The following is a 17,471-nucleotide window of genomic DNA, read 5'->3' on the forward strand; positions in this document are numbered from 1 at the left end:
GGCTAGCGATGCATCGCTGCCAGAGCGGCATTTATATCGCGACCTCGCACATCTACGATGAAGAGATGAGGGAGCGGGTCGATTTGCACCGCCGGCAGCGGCTGGAATCCGGGTTTCCTTGGGAAACCCGGGAAGAGCCGTATGAGCTGGCGCAGCTTTTGCGCGAGCTGCAGGCGGCGAGCGGTTGGGGTCAAGCGATGCAAGGCGCATGTAGCGTGCCGGACGCGGGGGCAGTGTCTAGTTGGCATACAGCCGGAAGAGTGGGTGAAGGCGAATCGATGCAAGGCGCATGTAGTGTGCCTGACGCGGAGAAGTCGTCTTGTAAGCATGAACCTGGACGTATTGATGAAGGTGCATCAATGCAAGTGCCATTTAGCGTGCCTGAAGCGGGGGCGGAGTCCTGTCGGCAGGTTGACGGAGGCGTGAGCGAAGGCGAAGCGGTCAAGGGCGGGATTGGCGTGCCGTATGGAGGCGTACAGGACCAACAGCCGGTGGCGGTGCTGGTCGATTGCTTGACCTTGTGGCTCTCGAACTGGATGCTGCGCTGCGAGAGCCGTGAGGACGGGCTGCGCGAGGTGGATGAGCGCATCGAGGAGCTTGTTCAGGCGGTGTCCTCCTACAGAGAACACCTGGTGCTCGTCACCAACGAGGTGGGTGACGGCATTGTGCCGGAGTACCCGCTGGGACGACGCTTTCGTGATTGCGCCGGACGCATGAATCAGCGTCTGGCTGCGGTCTGTGACGAGGTGTTCCTCGTCACAGCGGGCATTCCAGTCGAGCTGAAGCGGCTGGCGTACAGCTTTGACGCTACTGCGAATTCGGGTGATTGCTGATGTGGCTGTACTCGTGGCAGGAGCTCGTGTTGATGTCAGCTGCCGCAATCGTCGTCGATTGGATGATCGGCGATCCCAAATGGCTGGCGCATCCGGTCATCTATATCGGCAGATGGATCAGCTTTATGGAGCGCAGGCTGCTGCAAGGGGGCGCGCTAAAGGCCAAAGGTGTACTGCTAACGCTATCAACGGTGCTTCTTAGCTTCACGGTTACGCTGGCTTTTGTAATCGCAGCCAAATCTGTTCATGAATGGCTGGGCTATCTGGTTTCGACCTGGCTGATCTCCACGACCATGGCAGTGAAGGGTCTAAAAGATGCGGCTTATTTAGTTGCTACACCCTTGCAAAGCGGTAATTTGGAGGACGCACGCACTTATACAGGCTACATTGTAGGGCGGGATACGACACGGCTTGGCGAGGAAGAGCTGACCCGGGCCGTCGTAGAGACGGTGGCGGAGAATATCGTGGACGCATTCGTATCTCCTCTGATCTACGCGCTTATCGGCGGGGCGCCGCTTGCGATGCTGTACCGGGCATCGAATACGATGGATTCGATGGTCGGCTACAAGAGCGAGAAGTACCGCCGGTTCGGCTGGGCGTCGGCTAGATGGGACGACGTGATGAACTGGGTCCCGGCCCGTATCGCCGGGATCCTGCTTGTGATCGTCGCCCTGCTGCAGCCGGGCGCCTCAGCCAGAAGAGCGGCGGCTGCGATTCGCCGCTTCGCGCACTTGCACCCCAGCCCGAACAGCGGAATTCCCGAGTCGGCGGTAGCCGGGGCACTCGGGATTGAGCTGGGCGGGCTGAATGTCTACAGCGGCGTCGCGAGCGAGCGCGCACGCCTGGGCTGGCCGCTGCGACCGCGGACGCAGCGGGATATTGCAGCCGCCGTACGGATGCTGTACGGCGTCAGTTTTGTTGCGATGGGAGGGCTGCTATGCGCACTCGCATGGTTGTTGTAGGCTGGCTGCATGCTTTGGCGGCAGCCTTTCAGTTTTTGACTCGGCTGCCCGTTCCGCTGCGTTTTGAATATACGGAGCGAATTTTCCGCCGCAGCGTGATCTTTTACCCTCTGGCCGGTGCTGTTATTGGTCTGTTGCTATGGGGAGCAGAGGTGGTCTTAAAGCATCTGCTGCCTCCTTTTCCGGCAGCTGTCATCCTCTTGGCCATGTGGGTAGGAATTACCGGAGGCCTGCACTTAGACGGTTTGATGGATACGGCGGACGGTATTCTCAGCCACCGCTCACGCGAGAAAATGCTCGAAATTATGAAAGACAGCCGTGTCGGAGCGATGGGCGTGATCGTTTGCGTCCTGCACTTGCTGCTAAAGCTCTCGCTTCTGTATACGCTGCTGCAAGCGGACAGGGATGCCAGTATCTTTGTCGATAGCAGTGTCGGCAACAGTGTCAGCAACGGGATAAGCAATAGTGTCAGCTTTGTACTCGTGATCATTCCTTGCTGGAGCCGGTGGTTTATGGCTGCGTCCATTTATATGTGGCCCTATGCGAGGAAGGAATCCGGGCTTGGAGGGCTTTTTCAAACGGTTCGTGCGTCCCATGTCGTGTTCTCGGCTCTTGCGGCGCTGGTTACAAATTGGCTGTTTTTTTGTGCATAGCTAGAGATTTTACACACTACTCGGGTTACATCCATGCTTGGAGTTTTCCGTTGTTAACGGGTATTTGTACGTGGGTGCTCGGAGCAACCATGGCTCAGTTCATAAGCAGGAAGCTTGGCGGTTTAACAGGGGATACATATGGGGCTTTAAACGAATTGCTGGAGTCCTTGCTGCTGCTGTTAGCTGTTATTCTATGGATGTGAAAAAATGGAGGGAAATCGTGTGTTGGAACGATATGGTCACGGAGGGGATCTGCTGACAGCGTCTGAAGCATTTGGACATCCTGCAGACAAGTTTCTTGATTTCAGCTCAAATATGAATCCGCTTGGTCCGCCGTCTGCTGTGGAGCAGATCATGCTTACGCATTGGAGAGATATTGTCAAATACCCGGACCCGGATGTTCGGGAGCTGCGCAGCAAGCTGTCGCACAAATACGATATTCCTGCAGAGAGTATTCTAGTCGGGAATGGTGCGGCCGAGCTGATTGATCTTGTTGTAAAGCTGTTGAAGCCGAGTGTAACGGGATTGTGCAGGCCTTCTTTTTCGGAGTATGAGGAAGCTGTCCATCAAGCAGGGGGACGCATTCATTCGATACCGCTTCAAGCTGAGCACTCGTTTATTCTTCGTAGTGAGGATTTAATATCTAGCTACGATTCGTGCGATCTCCTTTTCCTGGGGCACCCGAATAATCCGACAGGGCAACTGATTCCGAGACAGGTTATTGAGGAGCTGGTGAGCAGCGGTAAACGGGTCGTACTGGATGAGGCTTTCATGGATTTTATCCCGGATGAACGAGAACATTCCATGATCAAGCTGGCAGCAGTGAATAAAGATGTATTTGTCATTCGATCCATGACTAAATTTTACTCGGTCCCGGGGATTCGTCTGGGGTTTATCGTCGCTCATCCGGACTGGATCCGAAAGCTAAAGGCGATGCAGGTCCAGTGGAGCGTCAACTATTTAGCTCAATTGATCGGGTGCGCTGTATTAGACGATGCTGACTACGAACGGAAAAGCAGGGAATGGCTGGCGGTAGAAGCGCCATGGCTTGCAAATGAACTGACGAAGTTAGGCCTTCGAGTCACAAACAGCGATGTCAACTTTCTTCTTTTCTCCTTTCCCGAGGAGCTACGCTTAACGGTGAAGGAAGTACAGCGTGAAATGGGTCTAAAGGGCATTCTAATTCGTGATGCCTCCTTATTCGAGGGTCTGCATGATCGGTATTGCCGTGTAGCTGTTCGGCTGAGAGCGGATAATGTACAGCTGGTTTCAGAGCTTAGGGGAATGCTGTCCGACCATCAAAATAAGCTTCTGTCTGGCCATTATGCGGGGCAAGAGGACGAGCCCCTTGAGCGTGTGTTTCATGATCGACAAGTAGACTCTGAGCAGCCTGAACGTTTGGAGAATGGGACGGGGCTGAATATTAACGACATGAGCAAAAGGGGGAACCTTCGTGAGTCATAGCGGCGTTCCGGGCGAGCGTTGTGCTGCCGACGCAGGCCTATGTTCAGAACTCGCCCCTACCATTATGATACAAGGAACAGCCTCGGACGTTGGCAAAAGTATTTTGACAGCGGCCTTATGCCGCATCTTTGTTCAAGATGGCTTTCGGACGGCTCCTTTCAAATCCCAGAACATGTCGCTAAATTCTTACGTGACTTATGATGGTAAGGAAATCGGCAGAGCACAAGGTGTACAGGCAGATGCGTGCAGGATTTTGGCAACCACGGATATGAACCCGATTTTGCTGAAGCCTAAGCAGGACATGGTCGCCCAAGTAATCGTACACGGCAAGCCTCTTCGGGATTTGGACGCCAGAAGCTACCGGGAGACATATTTGCCTTTGGCGGAACAGATTGTCAAAGATGCTCTTGTGCGGCTGCGCAGCAGCTATGATCTGGTTGTCATGGAAGGAGCGGGCAGCCCGGCTGAAGTGAACCTGAAGGACCGCGATATCGTCAACATGCGCTTAGCCGGATGGGCGGACAGCCCTGTGCTGCTTGTGGCCGACATCGACCGTGGCGGTGTGTTTGCTTCCATTGTCGGTACGCTCGAAATTTTGACTCCTGAAGAGCGTGACAGAGTAAAGGGGTTTATCATTAATAAATTTCGCGGTGATGTAACGCTGCTGAAGCCAGGGCTGGATTGGCTAGAAGAGAGAACGGGAAAACCTGTGCTGGGGGTCATTCCTTATTTGCACCAATTGGGCATTGAAGATGAAGATTCGGCTTCCCTGGATTCCAAAAGAGTGAAGCGCCATATGGCTTCCAATAATCATACCTCGGCGCCCCACCTGTTGGATATCGCAGTGATTCGTTTGCCACGTCTGTCGAACTTTACGGATTTTGATCCTTTGCAGGAGGAGCAGGATGTTCATTTTCGCTATATCGAGCATTTGTCCGAATGGGGCACACCGGATGCGGTACTGCTGCCTGGAAGCAAAAACACAATGGCTGATTTGCTCTTCTTACAAGAATCTGGGCTTGCCGAGCGAATTGTACGCTTTGCAAGAGATCAGAAGGGCTGGGTAATAGGAATTTGCGCAGGTTACCAGATGCTGGGCGAGAAGCTGTTTGACCCTGATCTCCTGGAATCGGATATAGCGGAGCTGGCCGGGCTTGGACTCCTTCCGACGGAAACAGTATTCATCTCGGACAAACGTACGCTTCAAGTACAGGGCTATAGCGAGTTGTTTGTACCCAAGGGCAGTCAAAGGATTGATATTGACGGTTATGAGATTCATATGGGTCGCACCCGATATGTAAAGCCTCTAGACCCGCCATTTCAGATTAGGGCTAAGGAAGTTTATCATGCTCCAGAGTCCAAAGTTGAATTTCATGGAGACGGAGCCTCTGCCTTAGATGGGCATGTCTGGGGGACCTACCTGCATGGCATTTTGCACAATGATTCCCTTCGGCTGTCGTGGCTGAATGAGATTCGCAAATGGAAAGGATTGCAGCCTGTGGAAGCAGGTCTCCGTTTTAAAGAAAAGCGGGACATGGCATTTGACAAGTTGGCTGATCACGTGCGAAGTTATTTGGATATCACTCGTATTTATGAGATGATGAAAGTATCGAAACGTTAGAGAAGGGGGCTGGGTTTTATGAAAATTTATACACGTACCGGGGACGCCGGGCAAACGGGCGTAATCGGCGGCAGAGTGGATAAAGATGATGAGCGTGTAGAGGCGTACGGGACTGTTGATGAGCTAAATTGTTTTTTGGGTCAGGCTATGAGCTTCATGGACCCAGAGCGGTTTCAAGATTTGTTAGAGGATATGCTGAAGGTTCAGCATGAGCTGTTTGATTGCGGTTCGGATCTGGCTGTCCTGAAGAAAGAGGCTAGACCTTATAAAGTGACGGCAGAAATGGTGGACGCTCTGGAAGTCTGGATCGATAAATATGATGCGGAGACGCCGGATATTACCCGATTTATTTTGCCGGGCGGCAGCCAAGTATCCTCTGCACTTCATATTTGCCGGACTGTGTGCCGACGTGCTGAACGAAGAGTCGTTACATTGGCACGGACACAAGAGATTAACCCTGAAGTGCGCAAATATTTGAACCGGCTCTCGGACCTTTTCTTTACCATTGCGAGAACGGCTAATTTCCGTGAAGGTGTTGCTGATGTGGAATATGAACGCAGCGCGCATGTATTTAGAAGAAAATCATGAGCTATTACGAACCGCTTGTTTATATCGTTCCGCCGGAAGATGAAGGTATGCTGCTTAAGACGATTTTACAAAACCGGCTTATGGTATCGCGTAAGCTTTTATCCCGTTTGAAGCTGACAGAAGAAGGTATTACGGTGAACGGAGAAAGGAAATACATCAACGTAAAAGTTGCAGCCGGGGATCGTGTGGAGGTTCGGATGGAGAAAGAAGAATCGGACGATATTCTTCCTCAGGACCTGCCACTGAACATTCTGCATGAGGATGAGCATCTGCTTATCGTAGCCAAGGATGCGGGAATCATCGTCCATCCGACTCACGGGCATTACACGAATACAATTGCGAATGCCGTGGTACATCACTGGCGTGAGAGCGGCATAAGCTGCCGGTTCAGGCCCGTGCACCGGCTCGATCAGGAGACATCCGGCGTGCTTGCTATCGCCAAGACCCCTTACGTGCATCAACAAATTTCGGAGCAAATGATTCGCCACGAGGTGAAGAAGGAGTATATGGCTTTCGTTTGGGGGACGGTAGAGGGACCGCAAGGCACCATTAACGAGCCCATTGACCGCGATCCAGAGCAGCCTCATGTTCGCATGGTAAGGCCTGACGGATATCCGGCCGTTACTCATTTTGAGCTTGATCGGCAGTATGCGGAAGCCGCTCTGGTCAGGCTGCGGTTGGAAACCGGCCGAACACACCAAATTCGTGTGCATATGAAGCATCTGGGACACCCACTGCTCGGAGATAAGATGTACACGCTTCCTTGCTATGAAGAAAGCCCTGCTGTGCGTGAAATTGCCGGACTGCTCGAGAGACAGGCTTTGCATGCGTACAAACTCGGTTTTATCCATCCCGGCACCAGGGAATGGGTGGAGTACCAAGCGCCATTGCCAGCCGATTTGGCAGCCTTGCAGGCTAGGCTGCAGGAGAATTCCAAGTAAGCTTGAGAGCTGTGAAAACCACCTGAATTCTCAAATGGTCAGACTTTTGATAAAGGGAAATGGAGGGATCAGTAGTTTTCGGAGAAGCGTAGCGTGCGCCTTTGACAGTTTTGTTATCACCTTATAAGGTTCTTATTTCAATCGAATAACAAAATGTCAACAGCGCTCGGAGAAAATCTACTGAAGCTCGTAATGAACCCTACTTTATCAACAAATTAACCATCTGAATTCTCGGATGGTTTTTTGTTATGTAGGAGCTGTTTTCATAGCTTGACATTCAAGACGGTATAGCCCAAAATTTGAAGAAAACCAATTAAAAAACAGAGAAAAAAGGAGAATTTGCACGTGGAAGTGAAAGTGTTTGGTTACGATAAATGCGGAACCTGCCGCAACGCCATCAAATGGTTGAAAAACCATGAGGTTGATATCAAAGAGAATGTCCCATTATTTGATACCCCCCTTCGGCGGAGGAGCTTGCTGAGCTATGGAATCATAGCGGGCTGCCGATCAAAAAGTTTTTTAATACATCCGGTGAGGTGTATAAAGAGATGGGACTTAAGGATAAGCTTGCCAATATGAGCGAATCAGACATGCTGAAGCTGCTCTCTTCCAACGGTAGGCTGATCAAACGACCTATTGTGACGGACGGGTCTAAGGTAACGGTTGGTTATAAGGAAGAGGAATACGAGGCTGTATGGGGAAAGGGGTGACTGCATGACGCAGCATAAGAAGCCGAATCGAAAAAATCCGCTATGGATTTTCGGTGCGGTCGGCATGTTTCTTTTGTCCCAAGGGAAATTGCTGCTTTCCGCTTTAAAATTCGGTAAATTCGGCGGAGTTCTCATCAGCATGTTCATTAGTGTGGGCGCTTATGCACTGATCGCACCTTGGCAGTTTGCTATCGGTCTTGTCGTGATGATCCTCATTCATGAATTAGGGCATGTTCTTGCAGCAAGGATTAAAGGTCTCCCCGTTTCGGCTCCGGTATTTATTCCTTTTCTAGGGGCGTTAATCACAATGAAGAAACATCCTAGGGATGCTGCAACAGAAGCATTTATTGGAATCGGCGGACCTGTCTTAGGCACCGTTGGTGCGTTGGCGGCTTATTTGATCGGTTTATGGCTGCAATCACCTGTACTGGTTTCCGTGTCATACATGGGATTTTTTCTTAATCTCATCAATCTTCTTCCCATACATCCTCTGGATGGGGGAAGGATCTCGACCGCTATAACCCGCTGGCTATGGATAGTCGGGCTCATTGGCGGAATTGTCGTCATTTATTACATCAAAAGCATACTATTCTTTATCATTTGGATTCTTTTTGCTTACGATATGTATAAGAAATATATAAAGAACAAGAAGACGGGAGGCGTTCTTTCGGCCATAACCCGATTCGAATGGAACGCAGAGCATCTCCATAAGCAGGGCATGTTCATTCCTGGTGAAGGGCATACACGCGATCTGGAGTTTACGACATATTCCAAGCTAGCGCAGCAAGAAGAAGACGGGCAAAAAATTGTCATGTGGTGGCATGCGATTGGTTTTGAGGGAATTTTGAATTTTCCTAGGCAGTCGCTGATTAAGAAGATTTCTGTAGTGAAAGTGGAGCATCTGTATAAGGAAATTCAAATTCAAAATACGGAATTGAGCAGAGAAGGATCAGGCCAAGAGCTTTATCTTGGGATTCATGTGAAAATTGACTATATTCCGTTAGATGAGCTTGACGAGTATTTTGACGTTCCGGTTCGAACTCGTTGGACGATGGGGACAGCGTATCTAGCTCTCGCTGCATTTCTTTTTTACATGATTCGTGAAGTACATCAATTGGGTATTTAATGACGTTAATTAATTAAAAAGAAGGACTGCACATATGAAACTAACAGGCTCCAAGCGTCTTACACAGCTAGGCTCGGCTATATTTTCCGAGGTAGCGGATTGGAAGAGAGAGGTTATGAACCAAGGGGTAGATGTCATAGATTTAGGAATAGGAAGTCCTGACCTGCCTCCATCGGAACGAATTATCGATGCCATCACAGAGGCGGTACGAAATCCGGGACTTTACGGCTATCCTTCTTCAGAAGGAAGCCTTGAGTTTCGCACTGCAGTAGCCAAGTGGTACCGGCACCGATTCGGCGTTGAGCTAGATCCCGCAACCGAAATATTAACGTTAATGGGCTCTCAGGACGGATTGGCACATCTAGCACTTTCGTTATGTGATCCTGGTGATGCAGCGATTGTTCCCGATCCGGGGTATCCGATTTATTCGGCGAGCCTTGTTTTAGCAGGGGTTGAGCCCTATTTGCTTCCATTGCGCGTTTCAAATGATTATTTGCCGGACCTATCGGAGATTCCAAACGATGTCGCTGCAAAGGCGAAATTTATTTTGCTTAATTATCCTAGCAATCCGCTTTCGGCCGTGGCAGACAGATCTTTTTTTGAACGATTGGTAGCATATGCCCGAAAGCATGAGCTCTTGATTGTGCACGATCTAGCGTATTCCGAAATGGCGTTCGACGGATATCGTCCTATGAGCATTTTAGAAATTGAAGGAGCTAAGGAGGTTGCTGTCGAATTCCATTCTTTGTCAAAAAGCTTTAATATGGCGGGCTGTCGGATTGCTTTTTTAACTGGCAATGAAAGTGCTGTAAAAGCGCTTAAGACGTTAAAATCGAATATAGATTACGGCGTATTTCAAGCGGTTCAAGCAGCAGGGATAGCAGCCTTGGAAGAGGATATGGAAAACGATCACTCGGTAGCGGAGGTGTATCAGAGCAGAAGGGACGTATTTCTTGCAGAACTTGCAAAAGCAGGTTGGCACATTCGACCTCCTAAAGCGACAATGTTCATATGGGCGCCGGTTCCGAAAGGCTGGACATCTCGACAAATTTCCCGGGAAATGCTTTATCATGCCGGAGTTGTCGTAATCCCTGGTGATGCATTTGGAGCTGAAGGGGAAGGATTTGTGCGCATTGCACTCGTACAGAGTGAGGAACGATTACTGGAAGCTGCTCGTCGAATTGGAGATTGGTTTCGTTCGATAGAATGAAATAAAGAAGTTTTGGCAAAAATAGGAGAATGAGAGACGTATCGAGTTATTATTTGAAAGGGGTACGCATATGGATGCAATTTCATCATTATCCGAGCTCTTAGCTGAGCAGAAACATTCATCGTTTGTGGAAATACCGGGAGTACTGGGCCAGACCTTCGGTCAGGCGACGATTGCTGCCACTTTGCCCATGAGCAAGCTGTTCTCGATTTATGAAGTAGATTTGGAAGTTCAAAGGGCGATCATACCGCGTAATCTTTCCAAGCTGATCGACTATATCAACTTGTATTTAGAAGATCGTCAGCCGATCTATTTCCCTGGCATCATATTTTCTGCCCGTGGAGCGGGACATTACGATGAGGAAAATAACGTGTTCCGTCTGCAGCCCATTGAGAAGCTATATGTCGTAGATGGACAGCACCGGTTGGCTGCGTTCCAGCGTATTATGGAAACACTTCAGAGTCAAATGGCAAGAGCGAAAGATAGACGGGAATATGACAAAATGGAAGAAATTACGGAGAAGCTTCGCAGATTATATGCGTTCCCGATTTCGACAATGACATACATTGATATTAATGCTCGTCAAGAACGCCAATTATTTTCAGATATCAATAAGCTTCCGCGAAAAATTGGAGGGAATCTGGCTGTTCTTCGGGACCAGCGCAGATTCTATCATGTGGCTGCGACAGAGCTGGCGACGAAGGCTCCGGCTATGCAGACATTAACGGTCGATATGTTCTCCGAACGCGGCAAGGCGCCGGAATACCTCTTCTCGTACCATCTGCTTATCGAGATTCTAGTAGCTCTCTTTGAAGGCCGAATGAAGTCTGCGGCACGAAATAACGGTTATCAATATGAAGAGAAAGAGCTTCAAGATCAGGTATCACTTGCAGCATCGTACTTTAATGGATTGCTTCATTACCTGCCTACACCTGCAAAGGGTGAGCTGGTCTGGTCAGAAAATATTCAAATCGCATTAGCGCTATTCTTCCATGAAGAAGCAACCAAAACAGGTAAGTTTAATCGATATGCACTGGAGCATGCTTTGAAAATTCTGCCGCATTTGAATTGGAACGCGATTTATGTAGGTGATGAAAAGGACCGGCTGCCTAGACGCTCTCGAATTATGAAAGCTTATCAATATATCAAGAACTTCTATCAAGAACAAAATGTATTTCTCATTAGTGATAAGGAGGATGCCGGCTAATGGAAGGACTACGTTTACAAATGACGATTCATCCGTTCTGCGATAAATTCGGACTCTCTACCGTTGCGCTGAGAGTACAGGATTTGTTGAACTACACGATGATTGATCCGATGGTTCAGCGTAAGCTTAGCAATATGCAAAGACGAAAAATTTCGACCTACTTGCAAGAGCGGGAGTTAGACCACGTCTTCTTTGGGCCTGTAACGCTTTCCTTACGAGAAGTGAATCAGTTGTCTAAAGGCGAGAACGAATTCATGTTAAAGCACGGCAGCAAATTGAGTATTCTCGACGGACAGCATCGTATTCTTGCTCTTGGTTATGTAAATGAACAGCTTCAGAAAGAAGTAAAGCGGCATGAGAAAAAATTAGCGCTATTAAAAATTAAACAGCGTAAATTTCCGGATGATACGGAGCTGAAGCAGGAAGTAGACCAGCTTGAAGGCGTGATTAATCAACTGGAAAGCAGACGTCTGGATTTGATGGATACGCAGCTGGCTGTTCAAATCTACATCGGGTTAACGGAAGAGGAAGAGCAGCAATTATTTGGCGACATTAACTCTAAGGTTCAACTCGTCAGTAAAGAACTGGGTCACTCCTTCGACTCGATCGATCCGCTTAATCTAGTTATTCAACAGGTTGTGGATCATAACATCTATTTAAAAGCAGCAGGCGTCGAGCGCCGAAGCAACTTGACCTCGTTCAATCGCAATTTCACTTGTTTCAGCTGGCTCTATTCGATTGCCACCATGCTTTTTTCAGGCAGAATGCAGCCTTCCTATGAGCTTCAGCGGAGAATCCGTCATGATCCTTCGACCTATGTGGAGATCTTACATCAGTTCTTCAATACGCTTCTGCCTATGATGCCGGAACAGCCCGGGATTGCCACATATACCTCAGCCAACCGCGTCGTACAGGAAAGCATTGCATTGTACGCAAATCGCTTCCTCTTCCCGAATGGGGAGTATAACGAAGAATGGACGCAATGCCTGCAGATCTTAGATGGATTTGATTGGTCCCATGATAACGAAGAGCTGATATACGTATTTGGTTCTCTGGATAACGGCAAGATTAATCTTATTCATGAGAAATCTCTGAAGAAACATGTAAAAATGGTGCAGTTCTTCCTCGAAGGAAACGACTCGGATTCTTCCAATGAAGATGATGTGGCATCCCCAGCATAAACAATGAGAATAACCCTCTTTCTATCAACCGGCAGGTTGAATAAGAAAGGGGTTTCTTGCATTTTGTACGAATTCATCAATAGAATCGTCCAAGCTAATGATAGGATCGCTGCATTATATAGAGTATCAAGTTTGAAAGGAGGAATTGTCCATGAGCTGCTCTATATTAGCTACTTTGTCCCAAATCAGCATCGGTACAGTAATCACTGTTCACAGTGGAACTACTCCTAACCACACAGGAAGATACGTTGGTATTCAAAACGGTAATGTCGTTATCGTAAGTAATGGAGGCACTGTGTACTACTACCCAATCGGTCATATCTCCGTCATCCACATTCCTTAATTTGTTCATTACGAAAGAGCGCTCCAAGGCTGGATATAGCAGCTTTGGGGTGCTTTTTTGTTTCGATGGCAACATGTAGGACAAGGTCTTGAGTGGTACAAAGTATCTAAGGTTATAAATAAGCTGTCCCGATAAATACACTTATCACATGCGTCTTTGATGAAAAACAGCCTCAGATTGGAGGAAGAATCTTGTTTGTTCATACTGTTCAAGCTGGCGAATCTTTATTTGAGATCAGCAAAAGATATCGAATTCCGGTAAATCAAATCCAAACTGTAAATGGTCTCACGGAAACGAATATCGTCCCGGGGCAAGCTTTACTTATAGACTCATATACCTATGTCGTGCAGCCTGGTGACACGTATAGCCTTATCGCGCACAAGGCCTTTGTACCGATTGGACAATTGGAAGCAGCCAATTCTATGATCAAGCCGGAGACCCTTCAGCCTGGAATGATAATCAAGATTCCTGATACATCCAATTATATCGCAGATACGCTGAGCTATTACGGAGTGCGAAGTCCGGAGTTAGATCAGGCACTGATTCGGGAGTATGCTCCCTATTCTTCCTCTATTTCGATCTTTGAATATCATTTTGCAAGTAATGGGGATATTGTAAATCAGTTAGAGGATTACGCAGCCATTGAAACAACCTGGAAGAATCGGGTTACCCCTTTAGTTACGATTACCAATCTCACGGAAGCAGGGTTTGATTCGGAGCTTGTTCACCTAGTATTGAATAACCCTGCTGCAAGAAGCAATCTGGTAGATCATATAGCTGAGTTAGTTTTACGCAAGGGGTACGGCGGTGTAAACATTGATTTTGAGCTGGTCAGAGCTGTGGACAGGGATCTATTTAGCGGTTTTCTTCGCCAATTGAGAGATCGCTTGAAACCAGGCGGCTTTGCCTTAACCATTGCAGTTCCTCCCAAAACCAGCGAGGATATTCCTTGGATGCTCGGCTATGATTATGGCGCTATCGGGTCTGTAGTTGATTCTATGTTTATCATGGCGTATGACTGGCATCACTCTGTAAGTGAGGCAGGTCCTGTCGCCCCTCTCGATCAGGTCAAGAATACGATTCAATTTGCACTTAAATATGTCCCGCGTCAGAAAATTATTCTGGGGGTTCCACTATATGGATACAGCTGGAGTATACCCTATCAGCCCGGAATGGTGGCACCGGGAATATCTAATCAGAATGCGATTCAAACGGCAATGAGATATCAGGCTCCTATCCAATATTCCCGGGAAGCACAGACTCCTTATTACCAGTACCGAAACGAACAAGGGATGCTTCATGAGGTGTGGTTCGAAGATGTGAGAAGCATGAGCGGTAAAATGCTGTTGGTCCGGGAATACGGCTTGCAAGCTTTGGGAGCGTGGCAGTTAACACTAGGCTTCGCGCCGGGAACTTGGCTGTTGAGAAAATTTTTTACGATTCGAAAGCTATAAGAGGGGAGGAAGCTAGGATTCTGTCTGATAGTGTTTGGGGAGAATCTGGAGGCATGTAAAGCGTCTGTTGCAGCAGGTTAGGGACTCTACTTAATCGGCAACAATAAAGCCCCGAACTGTGCGCATTTGCGCTATAGTTCGGGGCTTGCCGTCTTATTGCTTTATTGCTGCAGCTGACGGACTCTCAGCTGATCAACTTCACTCAGCATGGAGACGGCCAAAATGAACATCGCGTGAGACCAGGTCAAAGGCACAACCCAAGCGGTTTCTCCAGTGACTTTGTCGATCTGCTCCGGAAGCAGTCCCATATCGGTACGGTGATCGACAGCCCATTGAAGCAGGGCTCTGGCTTCCTCGTATTGGCCAACGGCGATTTTGTAATGGCTGAGCCATAGCGTTGTCAGAATCCAAGGATTTCCTCCGATATAAGGATCGTCCTCGTATCGTTTGATTCCGCCTACGACAGGTACGGTCAGCTCACGCTCGATCGCTTCAGCGGTGCGGGCCATACGAGGGTCGTGGACGTCCACAGCGCCGAATGGCACGGAGATGCCCAGGAGGCTGATGTCGATAACCGGATCATGCTGAAGCAGATACGTCGGATAGCCCTTCGCGCTCACCTTCACCGAAGTGGCGGCGCCTTGCTCCTCCGCCGAGCGGAATTCCGGCTCGGTGACGGCCAGCTTCAGACCGCGGTAGAACGATCCGCGGTCTTCATTCCAGCAGCTATCGCCGATACGCTGCTGGATGCCTTCCGCTGCAAGCGCCCATGCGGACGCTTGCTCTTCAAGACCGCGCAGCCGTGCAAAGGCGGCTGCGGCCGTCAAACCGCCGTACACGGCAGCGGCCGAGTACGTGTGCTCCGCCAAGCGCTCCTCCCAGAGGTCGCGGCTTGGCGCAGGCAGGCCGGTTTCCTCGTCGATGTAGCTGACGAGGAAATCGGCGCCCTTCGCCACGGCGGGCCATACCCGCTCGGCGAAGGCGGCATCTTGGATGTGGCTGTAATGCTGCCACATCCCCCAGAGGATCGACGCGCCCTCGTCGATCTGAAGGCCCCATGACGGCGCCAGACGCCCGTCATGGTAGTGGCGCTGCTGCCAGGACCCGTCGGCGTCCTGGGCAGTCAGGGTCCACTCGTAGAAGCGAGTGGACAGATCCGACAGCCCGACACGGTCGAGGGCTGTCGTGATGAAGGCTGCGTCGCGACCCCAGCAGTAGGCATAGCCGCCGCAGCGTGTGAAGCCTTCGTCGAACTCCGGCGCAGCGACGACGCTGCCGCTCTGCTCGTCGGACATCAGCTTCATCGTGAGCAGGGAGCGCTCATACAGCTCACGGATGTCTTCAGCCGCTTCGGGAGCGGGCACCGCGTCTGCCAGGTATTGCTGCCAGTAGGCTGCCGTTTGATCGTACCAGTATGCGGCAGGTTGGCTTTTAGCAAGGGCAAGAGCCTCAGCAGCTTCTTGACGGGTAGAGCCTGCTGCAATATATACCGGTACTTCAACCGTTTGCCCCGGTTGAACGCTAGTAAAGCTCCAGCTTAAGGCTCCGTCAGGCTGCATATCAATGTCAGTACCGTTAAGCTGACCGGTATTAGCCCCAGCCCATGCTTGACCTGCTTGGAATCCTGTGCAAACGTTTGAACTCGAGACCGAAAAAATATACTCGTGGCGCATGTGAGTGATAGCGTCCAAGGCTTCGTCAAACTGCGTCGTGTGATAATAATTCGTTTCCATGGAACGGAACGAGGAATAATACATGAAACGGAAAGATACCGGTGAGTCGGAGCGATTCGTAAAGCTGTAATGACGAACGAACACATTTTGACCTGGTACCGCATAGTCAAGGGATTGCACAGAAACGGGGATAGTCGCATGTTCTGCCAGGACACGGAATATATTCGTGCGGCTTACATAGCCGGCTTCATGGCCCCAGCCTTCTTCAGCGCTGTCGAACCAGGAAGTGCGTTCCGTCAAACCGTCTACAAACAGACCGGTACGGATTTCATCAACGTGCTGCGGATAATCGATATGCGGCCACCAAAGGCGAAACATTCTGCCTGTACGGCCAAGAGAAGCCAAAAAGCGGGAATTTCCTGCGATGGCGTCGATCAAGTAAGGCTTTTTGTCTTGTGACATAAGAGAACAACTCCTTATTCTTGGTTGGTATGAAGAGAGGATTCACGAGCGACCAGACGGTGCGGAATAATAATATGGCGCTGATGAATGGACTCGCCTTTTACAGCTCGAATCAAAGTTTGCGAGGCGGTGTAGCCCAGCTGATAGATCCCGATATCGATGGAACTGATCGGAGGTGAGGCAAGCTCTGAAATTGAGATATTGTTAAATCCGACCAGGCTCAGATCCTGCGGTACCTTGTATCCCAGCTCGGTCAAGCCGCGAAGCACACCGAAGGCAACGATATCGTCAATGGCTACAAGTGCGGTTGGACGATGCGGCAGATTCATAAAGAAAGACATGGCTCTATAGCCGCTTTCCTGCAGAAACTCTCCCTCAACAATCCATTCGGATTGAATGTCCAGACTCGCTTCTTGCATCGCCTTCTTGTACCCGATCATCCTGTCTCTGGAGACAATCAGATTCGGAGGTCCACTGACAAAGCCGATCCGCTTATGTCCTTGGGCGATCAGATGGCGGGTTGCATCATAGGCTGCCTGCACGTTGTTGTTGTCCACTGCCAAAATATCGGGGTAGTCTTCACTGCGTCCGACAAGCACAAAAGGAAAATCCTGTTCTTTCAAAAAGGCAATGACAGGGTCCGATTTACGGGAGTAGAGCAGAATCACACCGTCTACGCGGCGGCCTTTAACAAGCCGGGTGACGGCCTCCACTTCCTCGCTTTCCGACGTGCCGGTCGTCATCATGAGGTCGTATCCGCTTCGTGTGGATTGGGTGACAACACCTCGGATGATTTCCGAGAAGAAGAGATTAAGAAACAGCTCTTCTGCAGAACGAGGCAGCAAAATGCCGATTGTCTGTGTTGTTTTGGATACAAGGCTCTTCGCCATGACATTCGGATGATATCCCATTTCCTGCATAATCTCTTTGACTTTACGGGTCGTGGCAGGGCTAATCCGAGGATGTCCGGAGATAACGCGAGATACGGTTGAAGGGGATACCCCAGCTCTTTTGGCAACGTCGATAATCGTGACTGACATGTG

Annotated in this window: 15 protein-coding genes and 3 pseudogenes; 16 read left to right on the top strand and 2 right to left on the bottom strand. The window is 49.7% G+C overall.

The window, feature by feature from the left end; all coding sequences use genetic code 11:
• Window positions 1-8: 8 nt before the first annotated feature.
• The 16 genes and pseudogenes from L0M14_RS32195 to L0M14_RS04670 form a co-directional block, all read left to right on the top strand.
• Window positions 9-116: pseudogene (locus tag L0M14_RS32195) on the top strand (bifunctional adenosylcobinamide kinase/adenosylcobinamide-phosphate guanylyltransferase); the annotation flags it as partial.
• Between the two features lie 357 nt (window positions 117-473).
• A pseudogene (locus L0M14_RS04605) lies at window positions 474-833 on the top strand (bifunctional adenosylcobinamide kinase/adenosylcobinamide-phosphate guanylyltransferase); the annotation flags it as partial.
• Window positions 833-1,795 carry an adenosylcobinamide-phosphate synthase CbiB gene (cbiB, locus tag L0M14_RS04610; RefSeq protein ID WP_235121049.1) on the top strand — a complete coding sequence of 321 codons (963 nt, stop codon included), beginning with the start codon at window positions 833-835 and terminating at the stop codon, window positions 1,793-1,795. The pseudogene L0M14_RS04605 and the gene cbiB, both read left to right, overlap by 1 nt.
• Entirely contained in the window at window positions 1,771-2,448 is a 678-nt protein-coding gene (gene cobS, locus L0M14_RS04615) for an adenosylcobinamide-GDP ribazoletransferase (protein WP_311198833.1), read from the top strand. The genes cbiB and cobS overlap by 25 nt, the downstream gene beginning before the upstream one ends.
• A 50-nt stretch (window positions 2,449-2,498) precedes the next feature.
• Window positions 2,499-2,651, top strand: a complete 153-nt coding sequence (locus tag L0M14_RS31400; protein ID WP_311198834.1) for an adenosylcobinamide-GDP ribazoletransferase — start codon at window positions 2,499-2,501, stop codon at window positions 2,649-2,651.
• A 19-nt stretch (window positions 2,652-2,670) separates the two neighbouring features.
• Window positions 2,671-3,912 (top strand): threonine-phosphate decarboxylase CobD, encoded by a 1,242-nt coding sequence (cobD, locus tag L0M14_RS04620; protein ID WP_235121050.1) that lies wholly within the window; start codon window positions 2,671-2,673, stop codon window positions 3,910-3,912.
• Entirely contained in the window at window positions 3,902-5,533 is a 1,632-nt protein-coding gene (locus L0M14_RS04625) for a cobyric acid synthase (protein WP_235121051.1), read from the top strand. The genes cobD and L0M14_RS04625 overlap by 11 nt, the downstream gene beginning before the upstream one ends.
• Window positions 5,534-5,551: 18 nt before the next feature.
• Window positions 5,552-6,121, top strand: coding sequence for a cob(I)yrinic acid a,c-diamide adenosyltransferase (locus L0M14_RS04630; RefSeq protein WP_235121052.1), 570 nt, complete (start codon window positions 5,552-5,554; stop codon window positions 6,119-6,121).
• Complete coding sequence (locus L0M14_RS04635) at window positions 6,118-7,062, top strand: RluA family pseudouridine synthase (protein WP_235121053.1); 945 nt, start codon at window positions 6,118-6,120, stop codon at window positions 7,060-7,062. The genes L0M14_RS04630 and L0M14_RS04635 overlap by 4 nt, the downstream gene beginning before the upstream one ends.
• Window positions 7,063-7,407: 345 nt before the next feature.
• Window positions 7,408-7,772: pseudogene (locus L0M14_RS04640) on the top strand (arsenate reductase family protein).
• 4 nt (window positions 7,773-7,776) lie between these two features.
• Window positions 7,777-8,898 (top strand): site-2 protease family protein, encoded by a 1,122-nt coding sequence (locus L0M14_RS04645; RefSeq protein WP_235121054.1) that lies wholly within the window; start codon window positions 7,777-7,779, stop codon window positions 8,896-8,898.
• 34 nt (window positions 8,899-8,932) lie between these two features.
• Entirely contained in the window at window positions 8,933-10,108 is a 1,176-nt protein-coding gene (locus L0M14_RS04650) for an LL-diaminopimelate aminotransferase (RefSeq protein ID WP_235121055.1), read from the top strand.
• Between the two features lie 70 nt (window positions 10,109-10,178).
• Complete coding sequence (locus L0M14_RS04655) at window positions 10,179-11,315, top strand: DNA sulfur modification protein DndB (protein ID WP_235121056.1); 1,137 nt, start codon at window positions 10,179-10,181, stop codon at window positions 11,313-11,315.
• Complete coding sequence (locus tag L0M14_RS04660; protein ID WP_235121057.1) at window positions 11,315-12,496, top strand: DNA sulfur modification protein DndB; 1,182 nt, start codon at window positions 11,315-11,317, stop codon at window positions 12,494-12,496. Before L0M14_RS04655 ends, L0M14_RS04660 begins: the two co-directional genes overlap by 1 nt.
• 151 nt (window positions 12,497-12,647) lie before the next feature.
• Window positions 12,648-12,839, top strand: coding sequence for a CRISPR-associated endonuclease Cas1 (locus L0M14_RS04665; RefSeq protein WP_235121058.1), 192 nt, complete (start codon window positions 12,648-12,650; stop codon window positions 12,837-12,839).
• Between the two features lie 191 nt (window positions 12,840-13,030).
• Window positions 13,031-14,293 carry a glycoside hydrolase family 18 protein gene (locus tag L0M14_RS04670; RefSeq protein WP_235121059.1) on the top strand — a complete coding sequence of 421 codons (1,263 nt, stop codon included), beginning with the start codon at window positions 13,031-13,033 and terminating at the stop codon, window positions 14,291-14,293.
• A gap of 161 nt (window positions 14,294-14,454) precedes the next feature.
• Here the strand turns inward: L0M14_RS04670 and L0M14_RS04675 are convergent, their stop codons facing one another.
• Entirely contained in the window at window positions 14,455-16,428 is a 1,974-nt protein-coding gene (locus L0M14_RS04675; RefSeq protein ID WP_235121060.1) for a glycoside hydrolase family 15 protein, read from the bottom strand.
• 14 nt (window positions 16,429-16,442) lie between these two features.
• Window positions 16,443-17,468: a LacI family DNA-binding transcriptional regulator gene (locus L0M14_RS04680; RefSeq protein ID WP_235121061.1), complete on the bottom strand. Its 1,026-nt coding sequence runs from the start codon at window positions 17,466-17,468 to the stop codon at window positions 16,443-16,445.
• Window positions 17,469-17,471: the final 3 nt, after the last annotated feature.

The organism is Paenibacillus hexagrammi, from assembly GCF_021513275.1.
GTDB classification, from domain to species: Bacteria; Bacillota; Bacilli; order Paenibacillales; family NBRC-103111; genus Paenibacillus_E; species Paenibacillus_E hexagrammi.